This is a genomic window from Mesorhizobium sp. M8A.F.Ca.ET.165.01.1.1, from assembly GCF_004792065.1.
Classification (GTDB): Bacteria; Pseudomonadota; Alphaproteobacteria; order Rhizobiales; family Rhizobiaceae; genus Mesorhizobium.
In genome coordinates this window covers 160354-185575 of sequence record NZ_SRTH01000008.1, presented here as the reverse complement: position 1 = coordinate 185575, position 25222 = coordinate 160354, and the positions used below count along the sequence as shown (strand labels likewise).

The window sequence follows — 25222 nt, the reverse complement described above, 5'->3', positions numbered from 1 at the left end:
TCCTACCCTGACCCGTTCATCTCGGCAGCCAGATGCGCCTTCAGCGCCATCTGGGCCAGGCTTGCCTGGCGGTCGCGATGGGTGATCATGGCGAAGTCACGCTTGGGCAATTCGATCGGCACGGCTCTCAGGCTCCCCTCGGCGACCGCGTGCCCGACGACCAGCTCCGAAATGATGGTCGCGCCGGCGCCTGCTTCGACGGCCTGGCGAACCGCCTCGTTGCTGGGCAGCACCAGGAATATCTGCAGGTCGGCAAGTGAAATCCCCTCGCGGCGCGCCAGGTCCTCCAGCACCTCGCGCGTCCCGGAGCCGCCCTCGCGGATGATCCAGCGCAGGCCCGTGATGTCGGGGCGGCCCGGCGCGATTTCGGCGATGCGCGGATGGGAACTGGCAACGACCAGCATCAACCGGTCGGTATCGACCTTGGAGCGGCGCAATATGTCGGACTCGGTGCGCCCTTCGACCAGGCCGAGATCGGCGGCTCCATCGAGCACACTGGCCTCGACCTGCCTTGTGTTGCCGATGGTGACGCTAAGCCTGACGGCCGGATAGGCCTCGTGGAAGGAGGCCAGCCGGCGCGGCAGCCAGTAGCTGGCAATGGTCAGGCTGGCGGCGATCGAGAGGCTGCCGGCGACCGTCTGCGAAACATGTTCCAGCACGTTGCGGGCGGCGGCAGCCCGCTCCAGCACGGCCTTGGCCTCGGGCAGGAACCGGTGGCCGGTCTGGGCCAGCTCTATGTTGCGGCCGACGCGGTTGAACAGATGGACACCGTGCTGCTCTTCAAGCGCGCGAATGGCCGCCGACGCGGCCGACTGGGAAATGCCGAGAAGCTCTGCTGCCTTGGTCATGTGGCCGCGCTCTGCGACGGCGACGAAAATGCGCAACTGGTCCAGGGTCATGCCTGTATTAAGAACCAATATCGATCGAATTTACAAGAACAACTGATTAGACGGATCGATAGCTTTATTCTACTTTTTCAGTCGAAGTTAGAAAAAATTGGCCTGCAGGTCGCAGAGAATAAAATGATCGGGCGGTTCAGATCCCTGCTTGCGCATTGGACCCGCGGCATCCGGCGGCGATTGGCCGGTGATCGATATCACCCGGAAGAGCATTACATGCGCGGGCCCGGGCCGAAGACGCGCGCCAAATCCGCCGGCCGCGCGAGTACCCCGGGATCATGATGCAAGGGCCGCGCTGCGCCAATTCGGCCCCCTCGCAACGCCCGCTTGCCGACACGCGGGCGCCCGATGAAGGCGACGGCGTCGACACCTCGCCAGATGTTTCCGACAGCATCGCCAAGACGACCTGCTACATGTGCGCCTGCCGCTGCGGCATCGACGTGCACATCAAGGATGGCAAGGTCCGCTACATCAACGGCAACAAGGATCATCCGGTCAATCGCGGCGTGATCTGCGGCAAGGGCAGCTCCGGCATCATGCAGCACTACAGCCCGGCCCGGCTGAAGAAGCCGCTCTTGCGCACCGGCCCGCGCGGCTCGGGTGAGTTCCGCGAGATCGAGTGGGAGGAAGCCTTCTCGATCGCCACCGAGCGGCTGTTGAAGATCCGCCGGACCGATCCTAAGAAACTCGCCTTCTTCACCGGACGTGACCAGTCGCAATCCTTGACAGGCTGGTGGGCGAGCCAGTTCGGGACGCCGAATTTCGCTGCCCATGGCGGCTTCTGTTCGGTCAACATGGCAGCCGGTGGCCTCTACACGATCGGCGGCTCGTTCTGGGAGTTCGGCGAGCCCGATTGGGACAACACGAAATACTTCATGCTGTTCGGCGTCGCCGAGGACCATGACTCCAACCCGATCAAGATCGGCCTGGGCAAACTCAAGGCGCGCGGCGCCAAGGTGGTGTCGATCAATCCCTGCCGGACCGGTTACAACGCGATCGCCGACGACTGGATCGGCATCCGGCCCGGCACCGACGGCCTGTTCGTGTTCGCGCTCATCCACGAACTCTTGAAGGCCGGCCGCGTCGATCTCGATTATCTGCTCCGATACACCAACGCGCATGTCCTGGTTATCCAGGAGCCTGGCGCGGCCGATGATGGGCTTTTTCTGCGCGACAGCGACGGCACTCTTGTCGCTTGGGACCGAGTGGCGAAGACCTCCGTCAACGCAACCGATCCAGATGCAAAGCCGGCACTGACTGGCAGCTTCACGGTCGACGGGCGCAGGTGCGTTCCGGTATTTCAGCTCATTGCCGACCGCTATCTCGACGAGAGCTACGCGCCCGACGCGGTCGCCGAGCGTTGCGGCATTGCCGCCGATACGATCCGCCGCATCGCCGCCGAACTTGCCCATGTCGCCTTCGAACAGGCGATCGAACTGCCGGTCGCATGGACCGATTGGGCCGGGCGCCGGCATGAGACGATCAAGGGTCGGCCCGTTTCTATGCATGCCATGCGCGGCATCTCCGCCCATTCCAACGGCTTCCATACCTGCCGCGCCATTCACCTGTTGCAGGTGCTTCTCGGAACTGTGGATGTGCCTGGCGGCTTCCGCTTCAAACCGCCCTACCCCAGATCCGCCCCGCCTGGCCCGAAGCCCTGCGGCAAGGACGTGAGGCCGATGACGCCGCTCGATGGCATGCCGCTCGGTTTCGTTTGTGGACCCGACGATCTGCTGGTCGACGACGCGGGGACGCCGCTGCGCATCGACAAGGCCTATTCCTGGGATTCACCGCTTGCGGCGCATGGCCTGATGCACACTGTCATCCGCAACGCCTGGGCCGGCGATCCGTACTCCATCGACACGCTGATGATGTACATGTCGAACATGGCCTGGAATTCGTCGATGAACACGGTCGAGACCATGGCCATGCTCACCGACCGTGATGAGGTGGGCAACTACAGGATCCCCTTCATCATCTATTCCGACGCCTATTATTCCGAGACCGTGCCGTTCGCCGACCTCGTGCTGCCCGACACCACCTATCTCGAGCGCCATGACTGCATCAGCCTGCTCGACCGGCCGATCAGCCACGCCGACGGGCCGGGCGACGCCATCCGCCATCCCGTCGTCGAGCCCGACCGCGACGTCAAGGCGTTCCAGTCGGTGCTGATCGAACTCGGCGCGCGGCTTGGCTTGCCGGGCTTCGTCGAGGACGACGGCTCGGCGAAGTACCGCGACTACGCCGACTACATCGTCAATCACGAACGCACGCCCGGCATCGGCCCGCTCGCCGGCTGGCGCGGCAAGGACGAAATCTCGATCGGCAAGGGCGACGTCAACCCCAACCAGTTGCAGCGCTACATCGACAATGGCGGTTTCTGGCATCACGACTTCAATGACGACCAGCGCTACTACAAGATGGCCAACCGCTCCTATCTCGACTTCGCGGTGCAACTGGGCTTCATCCCCAAGGCCGAGCCGATCGTCTTCCAGCTCTATTCCGAACCGATGCAGCGTTTCCGGCTGGCCGCGCGCGGACATGGCCGGGTGGTGCCGCCGCAGTCGCAACGCGAGCGCGTCGAGACCTACATGGATCCGCTGCCGTTCTGGTACATGCCTTTCGAGGAAGCGGCCGTGGACCTGGAAAAATACCCGCTGCACGCGCTGACGCAGCGGCCCATGCACATGTACCATTCCTGGGGTTCGCAAAACGCGTGGTTGCGGCAGATCACCAGCCAGAACCGGTTGTTCGTGCATCGCCGGACGGCGGCCGGCCTTGGCCTTGTCGATGACGACTGGGTGTGGATCGAGAGCATCAACGGCAAGGTGAAGGGGCAGATCAAGCTGGTCGACGGGGTCAACGAAAGCACGGTGTGGACCTGGAACGCCATCGGCAAACGGCGCGGCAGCTGGGGCCTGAAGGACGATGCCGCCGAAAGCAATCGCGGCTTCCTGCTCAACCACATCATCGGCGACCAGACCTCTGCCGATGCCAACGGCAGGCGCTATTCGAATTCCGATCCGGTGACCGGCCAGGCGGCATGGTTCGATCTCAGGGTGCGCATCGTCAAATGCGCGGCGGAAGAGGCCGGCTTCACCGAACCGCAATTCGAGCGTTTCCACCAGCCGCCAAATCTCGAGCCCGTGCCGGACATACTTCGCTTCGGCGCCGAATTCCGCCAAAAGAGAGAAGCCGCCGAATGACCTGCTTGCCCTCTCACACGGACAAAAGGCTCGGTCTCGTCATCGACCTCGACACCTGCGTCGGCTGCCAGGCCTGCGTCACCGCCTGCAAGGAATGGAACACCGGCGGCCACATGGCGCCGCTGACCGACATCGACCCCTACGGCGGCCATGTCGACGGCGTCTGGTTCAACCGCGTGCACAGCTACGAGCACATCACCGAGATGGGCGGGCGCACGGTGAACTTCCCGCGCTCCTGCCTGCATTGCGAGACGCCGGCCTGCGTCACCGTCTGTCCGACGGGCGCCTCCTACAAACGCGCCTCGGACGGCATCGTGCTGATCGACGAGGACAAGTGCATCGGTTGCAAATTGTGCAGCTGGGCGTGCCCTTACGGCGCGCGCGAGTTCGACACGGATGTCGGCGTGATGAAGAAATGCACGCTCTGCGTCGACCGCATCTACAACGACAATCTGGCCGAAGGAGACCGCGTGCCGGCCTGCGTCGCCGCCTGCCCGACCAGCGCCCGGCATTTCGGCGATCTCGGCGATCCCCAATCCGCCGTCTCGCAACTGGTGGCGGAGCGCGGCGGGGTCGACCTCATGCCCGAACTCGGCTATCGCCCCACCAACAAATACCTGCCGCCGCGCGCCCATACACAGCGCGCCGCATCGGTGGCCGCTCCCGCGCTGGAGCCGGTACGGGCCGAGGGCGGTTTCCTTGGCTGGGTCGACCGCATGCTCTCGAACTAGCCCATGCATCCCGCCTTCTCCGTCGTCTTCTTCACCACCGCCACCGGTGCCGGCTACGGCCTGCTCGCGCTGCTTGGCGTGCTCGGCCCGCTCGGCCTCATCACGCCCGATTTCTGGCCGGCCTTCGTCGGCATGGGGCTGGCGCTCGGCCTGATCGCGGCAGGCCTGCTGTCCTCGACCGGCCATCTCGGCAGGCCTGAACGTGCCTGGCGGGCGTTCTCGCAATGGCGCAGTTCATGGCTGTCGCGCGAAGGCGTCGCGTCGGTCGCCACCTTCATTCCCGCAGGCCTCTTCGGCATGGGCTGGGTCTTCCTTGGCCGCCTCGATGGCTGGGTGGCGGCCGCGGGCGTTCTGGCCAGCCTCGGTGCCATTGTCACGGTCTGCATGACCGGCATGATCTATGCGTCGCTGAAGCCGATTGCCCAATGGCATAGCCCCTACACCTTGCCCGGCTATCTCATCTTCTCGGCGATGAGCGGCTGCGTGCTCGTGAATGCCCTGCTGCAAGGCTTTGCGCTCGGCTCGACTGTCCTGCTCGCCACTTCGGTACTGATCACCTTGCTCGGCTGGGGCTGGAAGCTGGCGACCTGGCGCTACAATGACCAGCTTGAAATCGCGACCAACGCGAACACCGCTACCGGACTCTCCGGCGGCACGGTGCGATCCCTGGAATGGCCGCATACCGAGGAAAACTACCTGCTCAAGGAAATGGGCTTCCGCATCGCACGCAAGCACAGCGCGAAGCTGCGCCGGATCGCGCAGGCGCTGGCGTTCGGCTTGCCAAACTTGCTGCTGATTGCCGCCTTCGCCTTGCCGTGGCCGTTTGCGGCGGTGTTGTCGGCGCTCGCCGCGATCGTCCAGTTCGCCGGCATGCTGGTCGAGCGCTGGCTGTTCTTCGCCGAGGCGAAGCACACGGTCATGCTCTACTATGGACGATAGAGACCGTGGATCTCAGCCGGGCCGCAGCATCGAGCGCGAGATGGCGAAGATGCGGTCAGTGCCAAGCATGTAGGCCATCAATGACTCCACCCGGAACAAGCCGGCATAGGCGCGGTCGAGCACGTTGAGCGAGCCGGTATAGGCACCGAAAGCCGGCATGATCATGCGCCCGCCGTCGCCGGCAAAGCAGCGCCTGCGCACCGAACGGCCTTGCTGCACGATGCGCGCGCAGGGATGGAGGTGGCCTGAAATCTCGCCCTCGACCCGCACCTTCGACGGCTCGTGCCGGAACAGCAGGGAACCTATGGCCAGTTCCCGCACCGTCTCGCCGGGCAGGTCCGCCGGCGCCTCCGGGTCGTGATTGCCGGCGACCCAGAACCAGTCACGGCCTGCCATCAGCGCTTCCAGCCGTTCGCGAAAGCTCGAATGCATGCGCTTGGCGCCGCCGCCATCGTGGAAACTGTCACCCAGGCTGATGACGATCGACGGCTGGTAGTCCGATATCACCGCCTGCAATCGCAGCAGGGTCGCGCCGGTATCGTAGGGCGGGATCAGTGTGCCGCGCCTGGCCAGCGACGAGCCCTTCTCCAGATGCAGGTCCGATACTGTCAGCAGCTTGAGCTCGGGAAAATAGAGCACGCCGCGCGGATCGCAGACCGCGCGCGCGCCCGCGATGCCGACAAGGTCGGCCTCGGCGATCAGCGATGCGCGCGCCAGCGAAAAGGTCATTCGTCAACCATCCCGGGCCCCATGGCCTCCTCGACCAGCGTCGCCGCATCCATCAGCAGCGTTTCGTCGGCCTCGCCATTGACCGGCATCTTGCCGATCTCGAGCATGATCGGCACGGCAAGCGGCGATATCTGTTCGAGGGCCTTATGCATGATTCGACCCTGGATGCGCGAGAGCATGTCCGCAAGTCTGCTGACATCGAGCAGGCCGGTCGCCGCATCGGCACGCGTCGCCTGAAGCAGGATGTGGTCCGGCTCATGGCTGCGCAGCACATCGTAGATCAGGTCGGTCGACACCGTGACCTGGCGGCCGCTCTTCTCCTGGCCGGGGTGGCGTTTTTCGATCAGGCCCGAGATCAGCGCGCAGTTGCGGAAGGTGCGCTTGAGAAGCCAGCTGTCGGCCAGCCAGGCTTCGAGATCGTCGCCCAGCATGTCCTGGTCGAACAGCGCGCCGAGTGAAGGTTTCCTGGCTTTGAACATCGCACCCATGTCGCCCAGCGACCATATGGCCAAGGCATAGTCGGTGGCGACGAAGCCAAGCGGCCTGGCGCCCGCCCTGTCGAGGCGACGGGTGAGCAGCATGCCAAGCGTCTGGTGCGCCAGCCTGCCCTCGAAGGGATAGGCGACCAGATAATGGCGGTTGCCGCGCGGAAAAGTCTCGATCAGCAAATCGTCGCGCTTTGGGAGCATCGATTTGTCCGACTGAAACCGCAGCCAGTCGGCCACCTGCTCCGGCAGCTTCTTCCAACGCTGCGGATCGTCGAGCATGATGCGGACCTGTTCGGCAAGGTACGTCGACAGCGGAAACTTGCCGCCGCCATAATAGGGCACCTTAGCGTCGCTGCCGGGCGCATTCGAGACGAAGCATTCATTCTCGCGGATACCTTCGAAGCGCAGCACCTTGCCGGCAAACATGAAGGTGTCGCCATGCGTCAAGGTTTCGAGGAACGCCTCCTCGATCTTGCCGAGCACGCGGCCGCCGTGCGACGCCGCGCCTTTGCTGCCGGCCTTGACGTAGCGCACATTGAGCGCCGGCACCTCGATGATGGTGCCGACATTCAGCCTGTATTGCTGGGCGACGCGCGGATTGGATACGCGCCACATCCCATCCTTGTTCAGGCGGATGCGGGCGTAGCGCTCGTAATTCTTCAACGCGTAGCCGCCGGTGGCGACGAAATCGATGACACGGTCGAAGGTCGGACGATCGAGGCCGGCATAGGGTGCCGCCGTTCGCACCTCTTCATAGAGGTCATCGGCGCGGAACGGTGCGCCGCAGGCGCAGCCCAGCACATGCTGCGCCAGCACGTCGAGCCCGCCATTGACCAGCGGCGGCGTATCCTGCGCACCGAGATAATTGGCGTCGAGCGCGGCCCGGCATTCCAGCACCTCGAAACGGTTGGCGGGAATCAGGATCGCCTTCGACGGCTCGTCCATGCGGTGGTTGGCGCGGCCGATACGCTGCGCCAGCCGGCTGGCCCCCTTTGGCGCGCCGACATGCACGACCAGGTCGACATCGCCCCAGTCGATGCCGAGATCGAGCGTCGAGGTGGCGACGATGGCGCGCAATGCGTTGTCGCCCATTGCCTTTTCGACACGCCGGCGCTGGGCGACGTCGAGCGAGCCATGATGCAGGGCGATCGGCAAGGTGTCCTCGTTGACCCGCCACAACTCCTGGAACAGCAGCTCCGCCTGGCTGCGCGTGTTGACGAACAGCAAGGTCGTCTTGTGGCGCTTGATCTCGCGGTAGATTTCCGGCGTGGCGTAGCGCGCCGAGTGCCCCGCCCACGGCACGCGCTCCTCGGAATCGAGGATCGAGATTTCGGGCTTCGCCCCACCCGTCACGGTGATCAATTCCGCCATGTCACCGGGTGGGTTCTGGCTGACCAGCCAGCGCCGCAATTCGTCCGGCTCGGCCACCGTCGCCGACAGCCCAATCGTCTGCAGGCCAGGGACGAAGCTGCGCAGCCGCGCCAGCCCAAGCGCCAGCAGATGGCCGCGCTTCGACGTCACCAGCGAATGCAATTCGTCGAGCACGACATAGCGCAAATCCTCGAAGAAGCGCCTCGCATCGCCTGCCGCGATCAGCAAGGCCAGTTGCTCTGGTGTGGTGAGCAGGATGTCGGGCGGCGCAAGCTTCTGGCGCTGGCGCTTGTGGGCGGGGGTGTCGCCGGTGCGCGTTTCGATGGTGACCGGCAGGCCGATCTCCTCGACCGGCTTGCCGAGATTGCGCTCGATGTCGACGGCCAGTGCCTTCAGCGGCGAGATGTACAGCGTGTGGATGCCGCGCCGCGCCTGGCCTGGTTTTCGCCTCGGCCTGACGGCCAGTTCGGTCAGCGACGGCAGGAAGCCGGCCAGCGTCTTGCCGGCGCCGGTCGGCGCGATCAACAGCACCGATTGCCCGGCCTGGGCTTTCGCCAGCAGTTCGATCTGATGCGCGCGCGGCGACCAGCCCTTCTCGCCGAACCATTTTACGAATGGCTCGGGCAAGACGACGGCGGCATTCTGGTCGGCGAGGCGCGGCAGCTCGGTCACCCGCCAGAGGTAGCGCGGCGGCGCGCAATCGCCAAGCAGAATCGGAACAAAAGGGGATCGAAAAAAGCCTTACGGCCGCCGAAACCCCGTCGGTCCGCCATAGAGATAGCCGATGCGGGCGACCGCTTCCTTCAGCCCTTCGCGCGATACCAGCATGGTGTGGCCGTTGGCGTGGATCATGGTTTGGGCGTCGGTCATGATGGCGACGTGACCTTTCCAGAACACCAGGTCACCACGTCGCAACCCCGAAAAATCGGGGCCCGGCTCGAGCGGCTCGCCGACCGAAGCGGCCTGCATGTCGGAATCGCGCAGCACCTCCCTGCCGGCCATGCGCATGGCCAGTTGCACCAGGCCGGAGCAATCGATGCCGAAGCCGGAAACACCGCCCCACAGATAGGGCGTGCCGAGAAATGTCTCGGCCACGGACACATGGTCGTCGGCCACTTCGCCGATCGGCCGCAGATGGCCAGCGATCATGGCTTCACCCGAGGGCAGCAGGGCATAGTGCGTGCCGCGTGTTTCCGCGGCACCCGTCACCGTTACGGTCGATCCCATCGACAGTTGCCCGGCGATCGGAAAGCGCAGATCCGGACCGGGATAAAGGAACGTACGCGGCACCGAGACAATATGGGTGGACGCATGGTCCCGCCCGCCCAGCATGGTGTCGGCGACATAGCCGACATAGCCGTCTCGCTCGGCCTGGATCCAGGCCCAGCCTTCTCTGTCCTCGAAAACCAGGACATCGTCGCCGAACAGAGCTTGCGTGTTGACACCCGACTCCAACTTGGGCGCCTTGCGGATATCGGCCACCGGCACCGAAATCCGCGCTGGCCGGCCCGCGACGAAACGGTCGGCAGCGACTTCTCCTTTCAACCTGGCATCGGCGAGATCGGAGCGGAAAGCATGAAGGCGTGCGTCGTGAGCGGTCAAAATCGGCAACCCTGTTGAATGGGCAATACAGTCAGATCGGCAGTTCGTGGGCCTTGGCAATGATACCATCGCCGAAGCGCTCGACAAAGAGCGCGCCTTCAACGGTGCGCTTGATCAGGACATTGCGCTTGTCGAGCTCGTCGCGATGGCGCGACACCAGTTTCAGCGCGCCCATCGTATCGAGCGCACGTGTGATGACCGGCTTGGTGACGTTCAGGCGGGCGGCAAGACCGCGCACCGTATGCGGCGGCGGATCGAGATAGATGGTGAACAGGATCGCCGTCTGACGCATGGTGAGGTCAGGCGCATCCTCGCGCACCTGCGACAGCATCACTTGCTGCCACAGTCGCAAGGCCTGGCTCGGGCGCATCGCAATCGACATCGCGCCATGATGACGGCAAATTGTTTCGGTTCCGTTTCAGTTTCAGCAATTTGCCGACTCTGCTTGCATCAGCCATGCCGCATCGAGATGATCCGCTCCAGCGCCCGGATGCCTTGCGCCTCGCCACCGGCGGGGCCGTAGGGGCGATCGGCGGGGTTCCAGGCAAAGATATCGAAATGCGCCCAGCTCGCGGTCTTCTCGACGAAGCGCTTGAGGAACAGCGCCGCGGTGATCGAACCGGCGAAACCGTCCGTGGTGACGTTGTTGATGTCGGCGATCTTCGACGACAGTTTCGCATCGTAGGGCCGCCATAGCGGCATGCGCCACAGCGGATCCTCGACCGCCAGCGATGCCGCCGCCAGCTCCGAGGCAAGCGCCTCGTCATCGGTGTAGAAAGGCGGCAGGTCGGGGCCGAGCGCGACGCGGGCGGCTCCGGTCAGGGTCGCCATGTCGACCAGGAGCCGCGGTTCCTCCTCGTCGGCCAGCGCCAGCGCATCGCCCAGCACCAGCCTCCCCTCGGCGTCCGTGTTGCCGATCTCGACTGATATGCCCTTGCGGCTCGCCAGCACGTCACCCGGACGAAAGGCGTTGCCGGCAATCGAATTCTCGACCGCGGGGATCAGCACCCGCAGCCTTACTTTGAGCCCGGCGGCCATGATCATCGAAGCCAGGCCCAGCACATTGGCGGCGCCGCCCATGTCCTTCTTCATCAACACCATGCCCGAGGACGGCTTGATGTCGAGGCCGCCAGTGTCGAAGCAGACACCCTTGCCGACCAGGGTCACCTTCGGCGCCCCTTGCTGCCCCCATGTCATGTCGATCAAGCGCGGCGCGCCGGACGAGGCGCGGCCGACGGCGTGGATCATCGGGAAGTTCTGTGTGAGCAGGTCGTCACCCTTGATGACGGAGACTTCGGCCTTGTGGGTCCCAGCCAAGGCCCGCACTGCCCTCTCCAGATCGTCCGGCCCCATATCGTTGGTCGGTGTGTTGATCAGATCGCGCGTCAGGAAAACGCCATCGGCGATGCGGCGAACGCGCTGCGCATCGACGCCGGCCGGCAATTCGAAGCGCAGCGCCTTGCCCGGCTTCTTGCCGTAGCGGGTAAAGACATAGCCGCCGAGCGCCAACGCGATCGCCGCCAACTCCGGCTCGGCCGGCGCCGAGGCGAAGTGCCAGTCGCCTTCCGGCAAGGTTTTCGACAGCGCGCCCAGGCCGAGCGCGCCCTCGCCGTCGCCAAGACCGAACATGGCGCCGCCGAGCGCTCCGTTCTCGCCGGGCACGGCCAGCGTCCTGCCGGCCTCGCCGGAAAAGCCGTTTGCCCTGGCCCAAGCGACAATAGACGGCGACAGACCGGCCGCCTCCAGGCCGTCCCTGCCGACCAGATGGACCGGCAGTGGGTTCTTCAGCTTGTTCTCGACCAGTTCCACAGCCATCAGATGTTTCTCCTGCCGAGCTCGCCCCGAGTCGGCGCTTCTTAACCCTCCGTTAGGGTTAACAGAATATTTCTGCTGGAGGGAAGATGGCCACGCAATGGCCACGCGCATGAATGGAGGCCCAGGGTGCCGATGCCGACCAACCGCACGATAGACATCCGGGGAAAACGGCTCATCACCACGGCATTCATGCTGGCGCTCGCGGCAGGTGTCGCGGGATGCGCGACCGACAAGCTCACCACCGGCTCGATCGGACGCACCAGCGGCAAGCCGCTGGAGACGATGTCGGCGGGAGAACTGCACAATGCCACCGCCGCACTCGGCCAATCCTACGCCAGGAACCCCAACGACAAGCGCATCGCGACCAACTTCGCGGCGGCGCTGCAGATGGATGGCGACGCCGACCAGTCGCTTGCGGTGATGCGCAAGCTGGCGATCGCCTATCCGAAGGACCGCGACGTACTCGCCGCCTACGGCAAGGCGCTGGCCGCCAACGGCCAGTTCGAGGCGGCGCTCGACGCGGTGCGCCGCGCGCAGACGCCGGAATATCCCGACTGGAGGCTGGTCTCCGCCGAAGCGGCCATACTTGACCAGCTCAACCAGAAGGACGACGCGCGCCAGCTTTACCGCAAAGCGCTCGAACTCAAGCCCAACGAGCCTTCGGTCCTTTCCAATCTCGGCATGTCCTATGTGCTGGAAGGGGATCTGCGCACCGCCGAGACCTATATGCGGTCGGCCGCCCAGCAGCCGAACGCCGACAGCCGGGTACGCCAGAACCTGGCGCTCGTTGTCGGCCTGCAGGGCCGTTTCGACGAAGCCGAGAAGATCGCCTCGCAGGAACTTTCGCCCGAACAGGCGCAGGCCAACGTTGCCTATCTCAGGCAGATGCTGGCCCAGCAGAACGCCTGGAGCCAGCTCAAGGATCAGGACAAGGCGAAACCGCCGAAAACCGCCACCAACTGATCGCCACGAGCTTACCGAAAATCATAAAAAAGCCGCGCTCCATTGCAGCGCGGCTTTTTGTTTCCGCGGACGGATTCTGCGTTGGCCTACTGGCTGGTCGACGCGGCCCCGCCTGAATGATCGCCAAAGATACCGCGTTGGCTGACCTGGATGCCCGCCGGCCCCAGGATGATGGCGAACAGCACCGGCAGGAAGAACAAGATCATCGGCACGGTGAGCTTGGGCGGCAGGGCGGCGGCCTTTTTCTCGGCGGCGTTCATGCGCATGTCGCGGCTTTCGCTGGCAAGCACGCGCAGCGCGTGAGCCACCGGCGTGCCATAGCGCTCGGCCTGGACAAGCGCCTGCGACACCGACTTGACCGATTCCAGCCCCGTGCGGCCGGCCAGGTTTTCATAAGCCTGCTTGCGTTCCTGCAGATAGGAGAGCTCGGCGTTGGTCAGGATGAATTCTTCTGCCAGGGCCACCGACTGCGCGCCGATCTCGTCGGCGACCTTGCGCAGCGCGGCTTCCACCGACATGCCGGACTCCACGCAGATCAGCATCAGGTCGAGCGCATCCGGCCACGCCATCTGGATCGACTGCTTGCGCTTGGTCGCGCGGTTGTTGACGTAGAGGACCGGCGCGTAGAAGCCGCCATAGGCAACGAGGACGCAGACGAACAGCCGGATCACCAATGGCTTGTCGGGCAATCCGCCGAGCACGAAGATATAGACCAGACCGAGCGCGAAGCCGACAAAAGGAAGCACCAGGCGGAAGAACAGAAAACGCGTTAGCGGATTCTGCCCGCGAAAGCCTGCAACCTTGAGTTTCTGCAAGGTGGCCTCGTCGGCCAACGCACGCCGCAGATCGAGCCGGTCGACAATGTTGCGCATGCCGACCGACTGTTGCTCGCGCAGACCCTTGCGGCGGCGATCGGCCTCGTTCGCGAGCCGCGCGCGCTGCTTGGCGCGAAGCTCATCACGCTCCAGCGCGACCGACTTCATGCGCGCCTTGAGCTGGTTTCCGCCGATCGCCGGCAGCAGCGTAAAGACGGTTGCGAACACGGCGATGGCGACCAGCAGCGCAATCAGGAAGCTGGGATCCGTCAGTGATTTGATGACTTGTTCGGTCATGCCGCGGTCCTAGACTTCGAAGTTCATCATCTTGCGCATCACGAAGATGCCGATCGACATCCAGACGGCGGCGAAACCGAGTATTAGATGACCGACGCTGGTCGTGAACAGCGGCATCAAATAGTTGGGACTGGAGAGATAGACGAGAAAGGCGACGATGAAAGGCAAGGCGCCGATGATGGCGGCGGATGCTTTCGCTTCCATCGACAGTGCCGCGACCTTGGCCTTCATCTTCTTGCGGTCGCGCAACACGCGCGAAAGGTTGCCCAGCGCCTCGGAGAGATTTCCGCCGGCCTGCGACTGGATCTGGATGACGATGCCGAAGAAACTCGCCTCGGTGCATGGCATGGTTTCGGGCATGCGCAAGGTCGCGTCGGGGATCGACAGGCCCATCTGCTGCGAATCGACTATTCGGCGAAACTCGGTCTTCACGGGCTCAGGGGATTCATTGGCGATCAGGCGCACGGCGTCGTTCAGCGGCAGGCCGGACTTGACCGCCCGGACGATGATATCGAGCGCGTTTGGAAATTCGTTGAGGAACGCCTTGACGCGGCGGGTACGACGAAAAGAAACGAACCAACGCGGCAAGCCGAGCGCTCCGGCGAGCAATATACCGGGCAATACGATCATCGGCGCACCGACCATGAACGCGACGATTGTCAGCGCGAGGCCGCATATGGCCGAATAGATATAGAAACGCTCGATCGGCACCTTCATCCCAGCCTGGCGAAGCTGGGCTTTCAGCGGCGGCTTCTTGACGGCGGTGTCCTTGGTCTTCTGCTTCTCGTCGAGCTCCTTCAGGGAATCCTGCACCGATTTACGGCGCTTGGCCGCGTCCGCCGCGCGGTCGCGCGTCGCCTTGACGACAGAGCGGTCCGTTTCGGCGGCCTTGATCGTTTCAAGCCGCTTTCCGGCCTGTTTCTCATTGCTGATCTGGTTGAACAGAAATGCATAGGCGACCGCGCCGGCGCTGAAGCCGGCGAGCACGACAAACGCCAATACGGTGCCGTCAATTCCAAACATCGACCTGAACCTTCACGCCCGCGGATGCGTCAGTCAGCACGTTTCTCCATGGCTTCGAGCGCCGTGGCGAGACGCTGCTCCTCGCCATAGTATCGAGCCCGCTCCCAGAAATGGGGGCGGCCGATGCCGGTCGAGACGTGTTCACCCAGCAACCTGCCGTTGGCGTCCTCGCCCTTGATGTTGTAGAGGACGATATCCTGCGTGATGATGACGTCGCCCTCCATCCCGATCACTTCGGTGATATGGGTGATGCGGCGCGATCCATCGCGCAGGCGAGCCGCCTGGATGATCACGTCGATGGAGCCGACGACGATTTCGCGCACGGTTTTCTGCGGCAGCGAATAGCCGCCCATGGCGATCATGGATTCGATGCGGTTCAGGCATTCGCGCGGGCTGTTGGAGTGGATCGTTCCCATCGAGCCGTCATGGCCGGTGTTCATCGCCTGCAGAAGGTCGAAGACCTCGGGTCCGCGCACTTCGCCGACGATGATGCGTTCGGGCCGCATGCGCAGGCAGTTCTTGACCAGGTCGCGCATCGTCACCTCGCCCTCGCCCTCGAGGTTGGGGGGACGCGTTTCCAAGCGCACGACATGCGGCTGCTGCAGTTGCAGTTCGGCCGAGTCCTCGCAGGTGATGACGCGCTCATCACGGTCGATGTAGTTGGTCAGGCAATTGAGCAATGTCGTCTTGCCGGAGCCGGTGCCGCCCGAAATGACGATGTTGCAGCGGACGCGGCCGATGATCTTGAGAACTTCGGCTCCCTGCGGAGAGATGGCGCCGAACTTGACCAGCTGGTCGAGCGTCAGCTTGTCTTTCTTGAATTTGCGGATGGTGAGCGCGGTGCCGTCGATGGCCAGCGGCGGTGCAATGACGTTGACCCGCGATCCGTCGGGAAGACGGGCGTCGCAGATCGGGCTGGATTCGTCGACGCGGCGGCCGACCTGGCTGACGATGCGCTGGCAGATGTTGAGCAACTGCTGGTTGTCGCGGAAGCGGATGCCGGTCTGTTCGACCTTGCCGTTGACTTCGATGTAGACGTTCTTGGACCCGTTGACCATGATGTCGGCGATGTCGTCGCGCGCGAGCAGCGGCTCAAGCGGCCCATAGCCAAGCACGTCGTTGCAGATGTCCTCGAGCAGTTCTTCCTGCTCGGCGATCGACATCGCGAAGTTCTTGATCGCGATGATATCGTTGACGATGTCGCGGATTTCCTCGCGGGCGCTTTCGGGATCGAGCTTGGCGAGTTGCGACAGGTCGATCGTATCGATCAGGGCCGAGAAAACCTGGCTCTTGGTATCGTAATAGGTTTCGCTCTTTTCGCGGCCTCTCCTCGGTTCCGGCGCCATCGGTGGCGCCTCGACCGCGCGCCTGGCGGGTGGCGCGACAGGCGCGCTCGGCTGCGGCGTGGCCGCGGGCCGGGCAAGAACCGCTGTGTCCACCGAAACCGCGGCGGCCGGCGCGACCGGCGCCGGTGCCGGCGCCGGCTGGCGAAATTCCGGCTTGAACCGGTTGCCGTCGTCGTTGCCTCTTTTACCGAACATGACCGACTACCGACCCCATTTCGTCACTTCTTGTTGCGCGAGAGCTTGCCGAGCAGACTGCCCAGGCCAGCCTTCTTTTTCGCCCTGATTTCGCTGCGGCCGGTCAGCACATGAGCAATCTCGTTGATCGTGGCCACAACCGGGTTCTTGGCATCCATCTCGCCCAGCATGCGCCCGTTGTTCGCGGCATTGCCGAACAGCAAGGGATCAAAGCCGATGACCGACATCGGCGTCAGGCCGAGCGGCTCGGCGAAATCGGATGGCGAGATCTCCGGCCGCTTGGGTATGCCGGCCTGGTTGATGATCAATTTCGGCGGCGGGTCGTTCGGGCGAAGCCGCTTGAGCATGTCGACCAGGTTCTTTGTGTTGCGCAGATTGGCCAGCTCCGGCGTCGCCGTGATGACGATTTCGTCGGCCTTGACCAGCGTGTTCTTGGCCCATCCCGTCCAGACATGGGGAACGTCGAGAACAAGGAGCGGCACGCTGCGCTGCGCGGTATCGACAAGTTGCGCGAAGGCGTCGGGATCGAAGTCGTAGACGCGTTCCAGCGTCGAGGGCGCCGCGAGCAGCGACAGATGCTCGGCGCATTGGGTCAGCAGCCGGTCGAGATAGACTTCGTCGATGCGCTCGGGCGAGAACACAGCCTCGGCGATGCCTTGGGCCGGATCCTGATCGAAATTGATGTTGGCGGTGCCGAAGGCGAGATCGAGGTCGGCCACAACGACCTCGGATTTGAACAGGGAGGACATTGCCCAGGCAACATTGTGGGCGATCGTGGAAGAGCCGACGCCACCCTTGGCGCCGACGAAGGCGACCGAGCGACCGAGCGGTTCAGCTTCCGGATCGACGAAGATCGACGAGACGACGCTGACGACGTCGGCCATCGACACCGGCGCGATGACATATTCGGAGATGCCGGAGCGGATGAGCTCGCGATAGAGACCAACATCATTGTAATGGCCGATCACCACCACTTTCGAGGATGGATCGCAATATTCCGAAAGCTGGGCGAGCTGCTCCAGCAATTGCTTGGGTTCGCTGCGCGATTCCAGCAGGATCAGGTTCGGTGTCGGCGCCGACTGGTAGAACTCGATTGCCGTGGGGACGCCGCCCATATGGACCTTGAGATGCGCCTTGGTCATGCGGCGGTCCTCGCCGGCGCGCTGGACCGGATTGGCAACGCCCTCCGTCTCGCAGAATGCCTGGATCGAAATACGCGGAACCGGCCGCAACGCCTGCATCGCGGCGACGTCCTGCAGCGAGGTATCACCGCCCTCCACGGTGGCGTCATAGGCAAGGTTGCTCATGGTCATGCTCTTTCCGTGGCCTGTTCCTGACGTCGCTTCTTTCCGAGGGCGGCTTAGTAAGTCACTTCCGAGTTGCCGAGGAATTCATCCGAAATGCCCCTGTCTTGGTAGACACCGATGGCTTTGCTGCGATTGGCCGCATCAATAGTGGTGGACTTGCGCGGCCCGAGAAGATCTCCCGGATTGGCCACCTGGGCGGCAAGATTGTTCTGATAGGAGCAGCCGAAATCGGCGTAGTGCTTGTTCTCCGACGTCTCCACCAGGTCAGCGGGCCAACGACCGCATTTGTCGGTCTGTGCCCTCACCGCGATGTAGGAGACGCGAACCGGGGCTGATGCCTCGCTCGATCCCGCTTGATAGGAGACCACGACGATCCGGTCGCGCTTGATCCCGGCAGCGAACGCGAGCCGAGCGAAATCATGGCCGGCCGCCGTTGCGGCGACTTCGTTGGCCGATCCGCTTGGAATCTGGATCGTCAATGTCGGAGCGGCACTCTTGTCATAGCCGTCGAGGAAACCCAGGAGCGTGTCGCGCTGCGAGCCGGTCATGCCGCGGTCACCGGCGCCAACAGGAAGATCGATCTTCTGGTTTTTCTCGGCGATGACGATCGGATGATTGGTGCGATAGTCGTCGGGGATGGCGCCGACGGTAACGCTGTCGCGCTGGGCACAACCGGCCAGCAGAGCCGACACCGCCACCGCCATGATCGGAAGCGCTCGCAGGCCTATCCGAGAACGGCCGGAGCGCATCGCCATGGTCCTTGCCTTAAGTGCTGACTGAGACATGTCCGCTTTCCCGTTCACTTGTAGATGAAGCCGACAACGCCGTGATAGCGGCCGTTGGGCCTGTCGGTCTGCATGGTGCCGTAGACGCGATTGACGCGCCCAAGGAACATGCCGGCGCCGTCGCTCGGCGGGTTGAAATTGTCGTCCGGCTTGGCCAGCTCATTGCGCGCCACCGGCTTCACCAGATAGGGCGTGATGATGATGACGAGCTCGGTCTCGTTGCGCACGAAATCCCTGCTGCGGAAGAGCGCGCCGAGCACTGGAATCTTCGTCAGCCCGGGCAAGCCGTTGATGGCCTGCCTGACATCGTCGCGAACAAGGCCAGCGATCATCATGGAGCCGCCGGAGGGCAGTTCCACGGTCGTATCGGCAAGACGCTTGCGCAGAGACAGGATATTCGTGCCGGGACTCGTCACACCCGAGGACAGCGAAACGGACCCTTCGGTGGTCGGCTCGGAGACCGACGTTCTGACTTTCAGGCTGATGCGACCGGGAGACAGCACCACCGGCTGGAACTCCAGGCCGATGCCATATTCGATCTTGTCGATGGTATAGTTCTTCAGGCCGGTCTGGTTGTCGGTCGATACGTTCGCGGTGACGCCGCTCACCATGTTGTATTCACCGCCAACCCGGAACGTCGCCTTCTCGCCAGAAACAGCAGTCAGGGTCGGCTCGGCCAGCGTCTTCATGACCCCGGACTGTTCCATGGCGTTGATATAGGCCTGCAACCCCGAGGCGCCGATCGTGAAGCCGGAATTCGACAGTTGCTTGCCGAGGCCGGTGAAATTGTCGCTGAGCGCGCCGTAGCTGATGCCGTTGCTGCCGCCGCTGCCGACCATGTTGACACCGAGCTGCTTCATCACCGAACGGCTGACTTCGGCGACCGTCACCTTCAGCGTGACCTGATCGTCACCGATGATCTGCAGCAAATTGACGATTTGGCTGACGCGGCGCTCCTGGTCAGGGTTGTTGATGTCGACACCGCTCTGGGCCGAGCCGCCGGCAGCGGTCTGCGAATATTGTCCCGTCGTCGCTTCACCGCCGGACACAAACATGTTTGCCAGCTGTTCGGCACGCTTGGCATCCAAGGGTGTATCCACGGTGCCGGTCAGAACCACGTTGTCATTCAGCAGTTCAACCTTGACGGCCGAGGTCGGAAGGAAGCGCTTGATATAATCCTCCAGGCCGGCGACGTCGCGCTCGATGGCCAGATCCAGGCTGGCGATCTGTTCGCCGTTCGGCCCAAAGACGAAGATGTTGGTTTCGCCGACCGCCTTGCCGAAGAGGTAGATACGCCTTGCGGTGCGGGTCACCGCGTCGGCAACGGAGGGATTGGCGACAAGAATGTCATAGGCATCGCTCGGCAGGTCTATGACCACCGACTTGTTGAGGCCAAGCTTGACGCGCTGGGTGGCTGTCGTGGCCGACACCTGCGTGCTCTTCGCCTCGACGCCCTGCACATTCGCTCCGACGAGCAGCAGGCCGAATGCCGTGGCTAGGATGGCCGGCAGTTTAGCGCTTAGCCTCATTTTCTTGCTCCTACTTCGGAGACTTCGCCCGACTTGATCAGCCTCACCGTTCCCCGGCGGCCATTGCCGGAAACGAGATAGTCGGCCTCATCCACATTCTTTTCCTGGGTGTCAGCGATCGCCCGCAGCGCCAGAGTCAGGCGATCCGCCATCTGCTGGGCAACGGTGATGATCTCCGCCTGTTTGGGGGTCAGCTCCAGCGTGGCGGTCTGGCCCACCCTGGTCTTCTTGCCTTCCTCGTCCTCCTGGATGGTCTGGTCGATCGCCAGGACGCGGATATTCTTGAGGATGGTCTCGGTGTTGAAGCCGGCGCCACCGGTGCTGGCATCGGCCCTGCGGGTCATGATGACGTCGACGAAATCGTTTGGAAGGATGAAGCCGCCGGCCGAAGTGTCCGCCGATATCGTCGTTGCGACCGCCCGCATGCCGGAAGGCAGGATGGACGACATGAAGCTTTGTCCCTCGCCGATCAGCTTGGAGCGCCGCACCGGCTCGCCCGCGTACATCGCCACGCGGGCAATCGACCCCTTGAGTTTCTCCAAAGCATCGGGAGCGGTGGCCTTGGTGATGAAATTCGCGTTGATGCCGTCAGCGGGCCAGGATTGCCAGGCTATGTTGTTCTCGAGCGCGTTGCCCATTGCGACATCGCCCGAGAGCACAAGCACGTCCTGCAGGGACACCGCGGGCGCCTGGGGGCCAGAATCGACGACGACCTGAGGCGGCGGAGCGACCATGTTTTTCGCCACATAGCCAGCACCGCCCGCCGCGGCCACCGCCACGCTCAGAATAATCAATCGGGATGCTGGCATCTGTCCGAACCCTCGCCCTTGGCAAACCACGTAGCCAAGCCGGACTTTGCAGCGGCAATCGTCAAAACAAGGTTAATGCAATGCTTACGATCGTGATTAATTTAAGGTTTACATAAATTGGACGGATCGCGCCGCGATGCGCGGAAAGGCTGGGCCGCCGCTCCGTAAAGCCGGCGTGTAAGCCATGTCAGCCCACGAAAAATTTGATGAATTCAGCTCGCCAGCCTTGCCAGCGCCCACACCATCAAAGGCGAGTCCGGGTAGGTCAGCAGGCCACCAAGGCCGAGCGCGATCCCGTAGGGAACACCGGCCGACTCTTCCGCGAAATGCCGCAGGAATGGATTGCGTCCGGTGAAAACCGCCAGCGGCGATTTCCGGTAAAGCAGGATCGCGATCGTCAGAAGGCCGCCGATGATTGTCGAGGCGACAAGATATTCGACGAGCTGCACGTTGAGCCCCATCCACACGGCCGTGGCGGCCAGCAGCTTGGCATCGCCACCGCCCATGCCACCCAAGGCGAACAGGCCGAACGTCACGGCCAGGACGATGGCGCCGGCGGCGAAATGCCAGCCATAGGCCGCCCAGTCCATGCCCGTCAGCGGCGCCACCAGGGCGAAGACGACGACAAGCAGCACCGGCACGCGATTGGCGATCGTCATCGACAACATGTCGGAGATCGCGGCAAACAGCATGCAGAACGGAAAGACGACGAAGATCAGGGCTTCAAGCATCGGCGATTGTGCCTATTGTGCGGATTCCACAGAAACTCAATCTAGGCTGGTTCGATTAACGATTGATGAGGTCAGTGGTGAAAAGACGACTGTTCCGCCGCGGTCCGAAACAAGTAAAATAAAACAGGGGCCACCCTGTGGCGGCCCCTGTCCTGAATGCGATCCGATCGATCGGCAATAAGCAGATTAGCTGCCGCTGCTGTTCAGCGTGCTGCCGATCGAAGTGAACTTGGCGTTGATGGCATTGCCGAGTGCGCCGGCGCCGGTGATGATGGCGAGCGCGATGAGAGCGGCGATCAGACCATATTCGATAGCGGTCGCGCCGGATTCGTCCTTCACGAAACGTGCAAAAAGGTTAGACATTCGAGAGCTCCTACTCCACGTGTTACAGCACTTCCGTCAACTTCTGTGATGGTTGATCGGATGCTGCCAATCTAGGGAGAAGCTCTTTCGATCGGCTTAATAAACAGCCTTACCGATTCCTTTCCCGGCTCGAACCAAGTGCGTGGTTAACTCCATACTAAGCGCTGGCTAATGTTTCGTTTCGCGGGTCAACGCCGCAAAAGGCAAGGGCTTGGGGAAGCTTGCCACCCCCCGCGCCCATCCGGCCAGGCGGGCAGCCATGCCGACCGCTCCATCCGCCGGCGGCAAGCCCACTTAACCGTTGGTTCACCAATCTCGTTCATGTTCCGTTGAACAGTCCGCTTGCGTGGAGCGCCTTGATGGCCGTGCCGAGATCCTCAATCCTGATTGCCGCGCTTCTTGCCGCCGCCAGCTTGATTACACCCGCCAGGGCTGGCGCCGACATCGAAGTCACCATGAATCAGGCCAAGATCGTGAAACTGTCGCGCCCCGCCGACACGATCGTCGTGGGCAACCCGGCAATCGCCGACGCTTCCGTCCAGGATGCCTCGACGATCGTGCTCACCGGCAAGGGTTTCGGTGTCACCAACCTCGTCGTTCTCGACCAGGAAGGCAGCCCGATCGTCGACACACAGGTTACCGTGGTTCGCCAGGCAGCCTCGTCGGTTCGCATTTACCGCCGCGCGGATGTCCAGACCATGTCGTGCACGCCCTATTGCGAAAGCTCCTACAAGAGCGATGCGGAGAAATCGTCCGAAGCCGAGATGAGCGTCAGCAAATAGGCGGCACGGGAGCGCGCCATCGCCCAGGTTACCTGCTGGTTAAAACGCGCGCGCCGACTTTAACGATCATTCAAACCGGACCTCAATCGGTTTGGGTTAATACACCTGTCAGCACCGTCCAGGGATGGCAGGAACATCGCATGAGCATGGAACTCGGCTCGACAGATCAGCGCAAGGTGGAGCGTACCGGGCCTTTCCAACGCTTCGTGCGCGACCGACGCGGCAGCACGGCGCTGGAGTTCGCGTTGCTTGCCATACCGTTCGCACTCCTGGTGTTCGCCATCCTCGAGAGCTGCATCTCGTTTGCCAGCCAGGAGGTGATGGCCAACATCACCGACGATGTCGCGCGCCGGCTGCGCACCGGCCAGTTGAAGGCCGCGGACATCGCCGGGGACAATTTGAAGAACATGATCTGCGACAAGCTGGAAATCATCGTTTCCCAGGATTGTCCCAATCAGTTGAGCGTCGATCTTCGCCAATACACGACATTCGCCGACGCGGCCCTGGCCGGCTTCAGGATTCAGGGCGGTAATATTCAGCTGACGAAAAGTGGCGCGGATGTGCCCTTTACCGTCACGGCGGGTGCGGCGGAGTCAAGGAACATGCTGCGGGTCTTCTACAAATGGCCCATCATGACCAACCTGATGGCGCAGTCGATGGGAGGTAACAAAACCCTCCATTTCGCTTCGGTGACCTGGCAGAACGAGCCGTTCGACAATTGATGCCATCACGGAAGCAACAACAAGAAAAAAGGCAACGAGTATGATGCGTGCGGGGGCACATCTGGGAATTGCGGGGCTTTGGGGCAAATCAGCCCGATTCTGGTCCAATCGCCGCGGCGTCGCGGCGGTCGAGTTCGCGCTTATCGCGCCTGTCCTGCTGATCATGTATTTCATGACCATGGAGGCCTCGCAGGCCATCGAGACGAGCAAGAAGGTCAGCCGCATCGGCAGCATGGTCGCCGATCTCGTCACGCAACAGCCGACCATCGTCAAGGCGGACCTCGATGCCATCATGAAGATCGGCAGCGTAACCCTTCAACCCTACAACCGCTCGGTGCCGGACATCACCATCACAGCCATACAGGTCACCACCGATCCCACGCCAAAGGTGTTGGTGGTGTGGTCACGCAAGGTGACCAGTGGTGCATACAGCGTCGGTGCAGCGGCGGGCTCGACCACTACGGTTCCGACAGCGCTCAAGGTCGCCGGGACCTTTCTCGTCCGCGTCGACAGCACCCTGGGCTACCAGCCGATCGTCGGCTGGACGACAGACACCCAACAGAAGCTTGGGTTTATCGAGACGCTCGCCAAAGGCATGACGATGAGCGAAACATATTATCTGCGCCCCCGCAGAAGCGTCACGATCCCTTGCAGCGACTGCTGAGGGCTCATTGCCGCCCACCATCGACCGACACCATCCGCACGATGGCCTCCGCCGCAGCATAGTCCTTGGGAACCACGGGCATGAAGCCGCCGGCATGCCTCGCTTCCAGAAGGTCGTAGACATCCGGCGTCGTCGATTTGAGATTGGTGAGGAATACGGTCAGCCGGCGCTTGGCTTCCGGATCGAGATCGCTGCGTACCGCATGGGGGCCGTATCGCAGCAGACCCGACGTCCACACCACCTGAGTGGCCGACGCCGAAAGGCCTGATGCGTCGAGCCTTGCCTGCGTGCCCCCGGCCAGTCGCGGCTGGCCGTCGGCCGCCGCCTTCACCCAGCCGAACATGGCGTCGGCCGCGCCTTCGACAAGCATGGTTTCGGCCGCCGACGCCGAGGCGGCATGGACGAGAAACGGTGCATCCTCGGCGATTTCGACGTGTTCGGCGGCTAACCCCGCCAAGGGCAAAAGCGAACCGCCGACGCTGTCCGGCGGCGGCACGGCGATCCGGTGGGTCTCCATATCGGCCAGGCCGCGCAGTCTGCCATCCCGGGTCAGCAATACCGAGCGGATGCCGGCCGCACCGTCGGAATCGACCGGCGCCACGAGCGGCTCGATGCATCCGCAGCGTTGCAGCGCCGTGGCATAGGCGGTCGCCGAATAGATGGCGTATTCGATCCGTGCATTGGCCTGTCCCTCGATCAGTGCCGCGTAATCGCGGGCAACGACGAATTCGACCTTCATGCCGAGCGCATCGGTAAAGGCTTGCGTCAACACCGCCAGCCCCGGAACGGCGTTGCCGGCGCCGGGCTCGGCCACGACGCCGATGCGAAATGTGCCGATATCATCGCGCCAGTCCGCCCAGGCCGGTCCGCACCAGAATGCGCCGTTCACAGCCATGAGGGCAGTCCAAGCCTTGAGCGCAGCCTTCATGACAGGACCGCCTTGCCCTTTGTTCCGTCCATGGACATGCCCAACTCGTCGCGGCACTTGATCTTGTGCCTGTATCTCATTGTCCAAACCGCGCATGGATCCCTTAGCTTGTCCATGTCGTTGTCGCAAAACCGCTGCGCACTTTTGGGCGACATGGATTTGAGTATCGCGCCAAGCCGTTGC

The 25222-nt window shown here is 63.2% G+C and carries 23 protein-coding genes; 7 read left to right on the top strand and 16 right to left on the bottom strand.

Features of this window, described 5'->3' with window-relative positions; genetic code table 11:
• Window positions 1-2 precede the first annotated feature (2 nt).
• A complete protein-coding gene (locus EN808_RS21885) occupies window positions 3-899 on the bottom strand; it encodes a LysR family transcriptional regulator (protein WP_135916871.1) in 897 nt (298 codons plus the stop codon).
• A gap of 281 nt (window positions 900-1180) precedes the next feature.
• On the opposite strand from EN808_RS21885, the gene EN808_RS21880 reads away from it, so the two are divergent.
• From EN808_RS21880 to EN808_RS21870, 3 genes are read left to right on the top strand one after another with little or no spacing between them, the layout of a single operon-like run.
• Window positions 1181-4105, top strand: a complete 2925-nt coding sequence (locus tag EN808_RS21880; protein ID WP_135916896.1) for a molybdopterin oxidoreductase family protein — start codon at window positions 1181-1183, stop codon at window positions 4103-4105.
• Window positions 4102-4836 (top strand): 4Fe-4S dicluster domain-containing protein, encoded by a 735-nt coding sequence (locus EN808_RS21875; RefSeq protein ID WP_135916870.1) that lies wholly within the window; start codon window positions 4102-4104, stop codon window positions 4834-4836. The genes EN808_RS21880 and EN808_RS21875 overlap by 4 nt, the downstream gene beginning before the upstream one ends.
• 3 nt (window positions 4837-4839) lie before the next feature.
• The gene (locus tag EN808_RS21870) at window positions 4840-5775 is read left to right on the top strand and encodes a DmsC/YnfH family molybdoenzyme membrane anchor subunit (RefSeq protein ID WP_135916869.1); all 936 of its coding nucleotides are present in this window, start codon (window positions 4840-4842) and stop codon (window positions 5773-5775) included.
• Window positions 5776-5787: 12 nt separating this feature from the next.
• Here the strand turns inward: EN808_RS21870 and pdeM are convergent, their stop codons facing one another.
• The 5 genes from pdeM to EN808_RS21845 all read right to left on the bottom strand — a co-directional run bounded on the left by pdeM (window position 5788) and on the right by EN808_RS21845 (window position 11780).
• Window positions 5788-6504, bottom strand: coding sequence for a ligase-associated DNA damage response endonuclease PdeM (pdeM, locus tag EN808_RS21865; RefSeq protein WP_135916868.1), 717 nt, complete (start codon window positions 6502-6504; stop codon window positions 5788-5790).
• Window positions 6501-9035 (bottom strand): ligase-associated DNA damage response DEXH box helicase, encoded by a 2535-nt coding sequence (locus tag EN808_RS21860; protein WP_135862080.1) that lies wholly within the window; start codon window positions 9033-9035, stop codon window positions 6501-6503. The genes pdeM and EN808_RS21860 overlap by 4 nt, the downstream gene beginning before the upstream one ends.
• A gap of 69 nt (window positions 9036-9104) precedes the next feature.
• A complete protein-coding gene (locus EN808_RS21855) occupies window positions 9105-9965 on the bottom strand; it encodes an NlpC/P60 family protein (RefSeq protein WP_135916867.1) in 861 nt (286 codons plus the stop codon).
• 31 nt (window positions 9966-9996) lie between these two features.
• On the bottom strand, window positions 9997-10347 hold the full coding sequence (locus EN808_RS21850; protein ID WP_015319324.1) for a MarR family winged helix-turn-helix transcriptional regulator: 351 nt from the start codon (window positions 10345-10347) through the stop codon (window positions 9997-9999).
• A gap of 68 nt (window positions 10348-10415) precedes the next feature.
• The gene (locus EN808_RS21845) at window positions 10416-11780 is read right to left on the bottom strand and encodes a leucyl aminopeptidase family protein (protein ID WP_135916866.1); all 1365 of its coding nucleotides are present in this window, start codon (window positions 11778-11780) and stop codon (window positions 10416-10418) included.
• A 132-nt stretch (window positions 11781-11912) separates the two neighbouring features.
• Here EN808_RS21845 and EN808_RS21840 point away from each other — a divergent pair, with 132 nt between their 5' ends.
• Entirely contained in the window at window positions 11913-12743 is an 831-nt protein-coding gene (locus tag EN808_RS21840; RefSeq protein ID WP_135862952.1) for a tetratricopeptide repeat protein, read from the top strand.
• Between the two features lie 86 nt (window positions 12744-12829).
• Here the strand turns inward: EN808_RS21840 and EN808_RS21835 are convergent, their stop codons facing one another.
• From EN808_RS21835 to EN808_RS21795, 9 genes are all read right to left on the bottom strand, one after another.
• Entirely contained in the window at window positions 12830-13855 is a 1026-nt protein-coding gene (locus tag EN808_RS21835) for a type II secretion system F family protein (RefSeq protein WP_127278986.1), read from the bottom strand.
• A gap of 9 nt (window positions 13856-13864) precedes the next feature.
• Window positions 13865-14878 carry a type II secretion system F family protein gene (locus EN808_RS21830; protein ID WP_127278985.1) on the bottom strand — a complete coding sequence of 338 codons (1014 nt, stop codon included), beginning with the start codon at window positions 14876-14878 and terminating at the stop codon, window positions 13865-13867.
• A gap of 29 nt (window positions 14879-14907) precedes the next feature.
• Window positions 14908-16419: a CpaF family protein gene (locus EN808_RS21825; protein ID WP_127870753.1), complete on the bottom strand. Its 1512-nt coding sequence runs from the start codon at window positions 16417-16419 to the stop codon at window positions 14908-14910.
• Between the two features lie 23 nt (window positions 16420-16442).
• On the bottom strand, window positions 16443-17726 hold the full coding sequence (locus EN808_RS21820) for a CpaE family protein (protein ID WP_189343568.1): 1284 nt from the start codon (window positions 17724-17726) through the stop codon (window positions 16443-16445).
• A gap of 53 nt (window positions 17727-17779) precedes the next feature.
• The gene (locus tag EN808_RS21815) at window positions 17780-18511 is read right to left on the bottom strand and encodes a CpaD family pilus assembly protein (protein ID WP_127278982.1); all 732 of its coding nucleotides are present in this window, start codon (window positions 18509-18511) and stop codon (window positions 17780-17782) included.
• A gap of 14 nt (window positions 18512-18525) precedes the next feature.
• Window positions 18526-20040: a type II and III secretion system protein family protein gene (locus tag EN808_RS21810; RefSeq protein ID WP_127278981.1), complete on the bottom strand. Its 1515-nt coding sequence runs from the start codon at window positions 20038-20040 to the stop codon at window positions 18526-18528.
• Window positions 20037-20849: a Flp pilus assembly protein CpaB gene (gene cpaB, locus EN808_RS21805; RefSeq protein WP_127278980.1), complete on the bottom strand. Its 813-nt coding sequence runs from the start codon at window positions 20847-20849 to the stop codon at window positions 20037-20039. Before cpaB ends, EN808_RS21810 begins: the two co-directional genes overlap by 4 nt.
• A 212-nt stretch (window positions 20850-21061) precedes the next feature.
• Entirely contained in the window at window positions 21062-21580 is a 519-nt protein-coding gene (locus tag EN808_RS21800; protein ID WP_127870752.1) for a prepilin peptidase, read from the bottom strand.
• 186 nt (window positions 21581-21766) lie between these two features.
• Window positions 21767-21943, bottom strand: coding sequence for a Flp family type IVb pilin (locus tag EN808_RS21795; protein WP_056569967.1), 177 nt, complete (start codon window positions 21941-21943; stop codon window positions 21767-21769).
• A gap of 359 nt (window positions 21944-22302) precedes the next feature.
• Here EN808_RS21795 and EN808_RS21790 point away from each other — a divergent pair, with 359 nt between their 5' ends.
• The 3 genes from EN808_RS21790 (at window position 22303) to EN808_RS21780 (ending at window position 24111) form a co-directional block, all read left to right on the top strand.
• Entirely contained in the window at window positions 22303-22725 is a 423-nt protein-coding gene (locus tag EN808_RS21790) for a pilus assembly protein N-terminal domain-containing protein (protein ID WP_127280726.1), read from the top strand.
• 140 nt (window positions 22726-22865) lie between these two features.
• Window positions 22866-23447 carry a TadE/TadG family type IV pilus assembly protein gene (locus EN808_RS21785; protein WP_127280725.1) on the top strand — a complete coding sequence of 194 codons (582 nt, stop codon included), beginning with the start codon at window positions 22866-22868 and terminating at the stop codon, window positions 23445-23447.
• A 40-nt stretch (window positions 23448-23487) separates the two neighbouring features.
• Window positions 23488-24111: a TadE/TadG family type IV pilus assembly protein gene (locus EN808_RS21780; protein WP_127280724.1), complete on the top strand. Its 624-nt coding sequence runs from the start codon at window positions 23488-23490 to the stop codon at window positions 24109-24111.
• Window positions 24112-24115: 4 nt separating this feature from the next.
• On the opposite strand, the gene EN808_RS21775 is transcribed toward EN808_RS21780, so the two are convergent.
• Window positions 24116-25039, bottom strand: coding sequence for a phosphate/phosphite/phosphonate ABC transporter substrate-binding protein (locus tag EN808_RS21775; RefSeq protein ID WP_127870751.1), 924 nt, complete (start codon window positions 25037-25039; stop codon window positions 24116-24118).
• Window positions 25040-25222 lie beyond the last annotated feature (183 nt).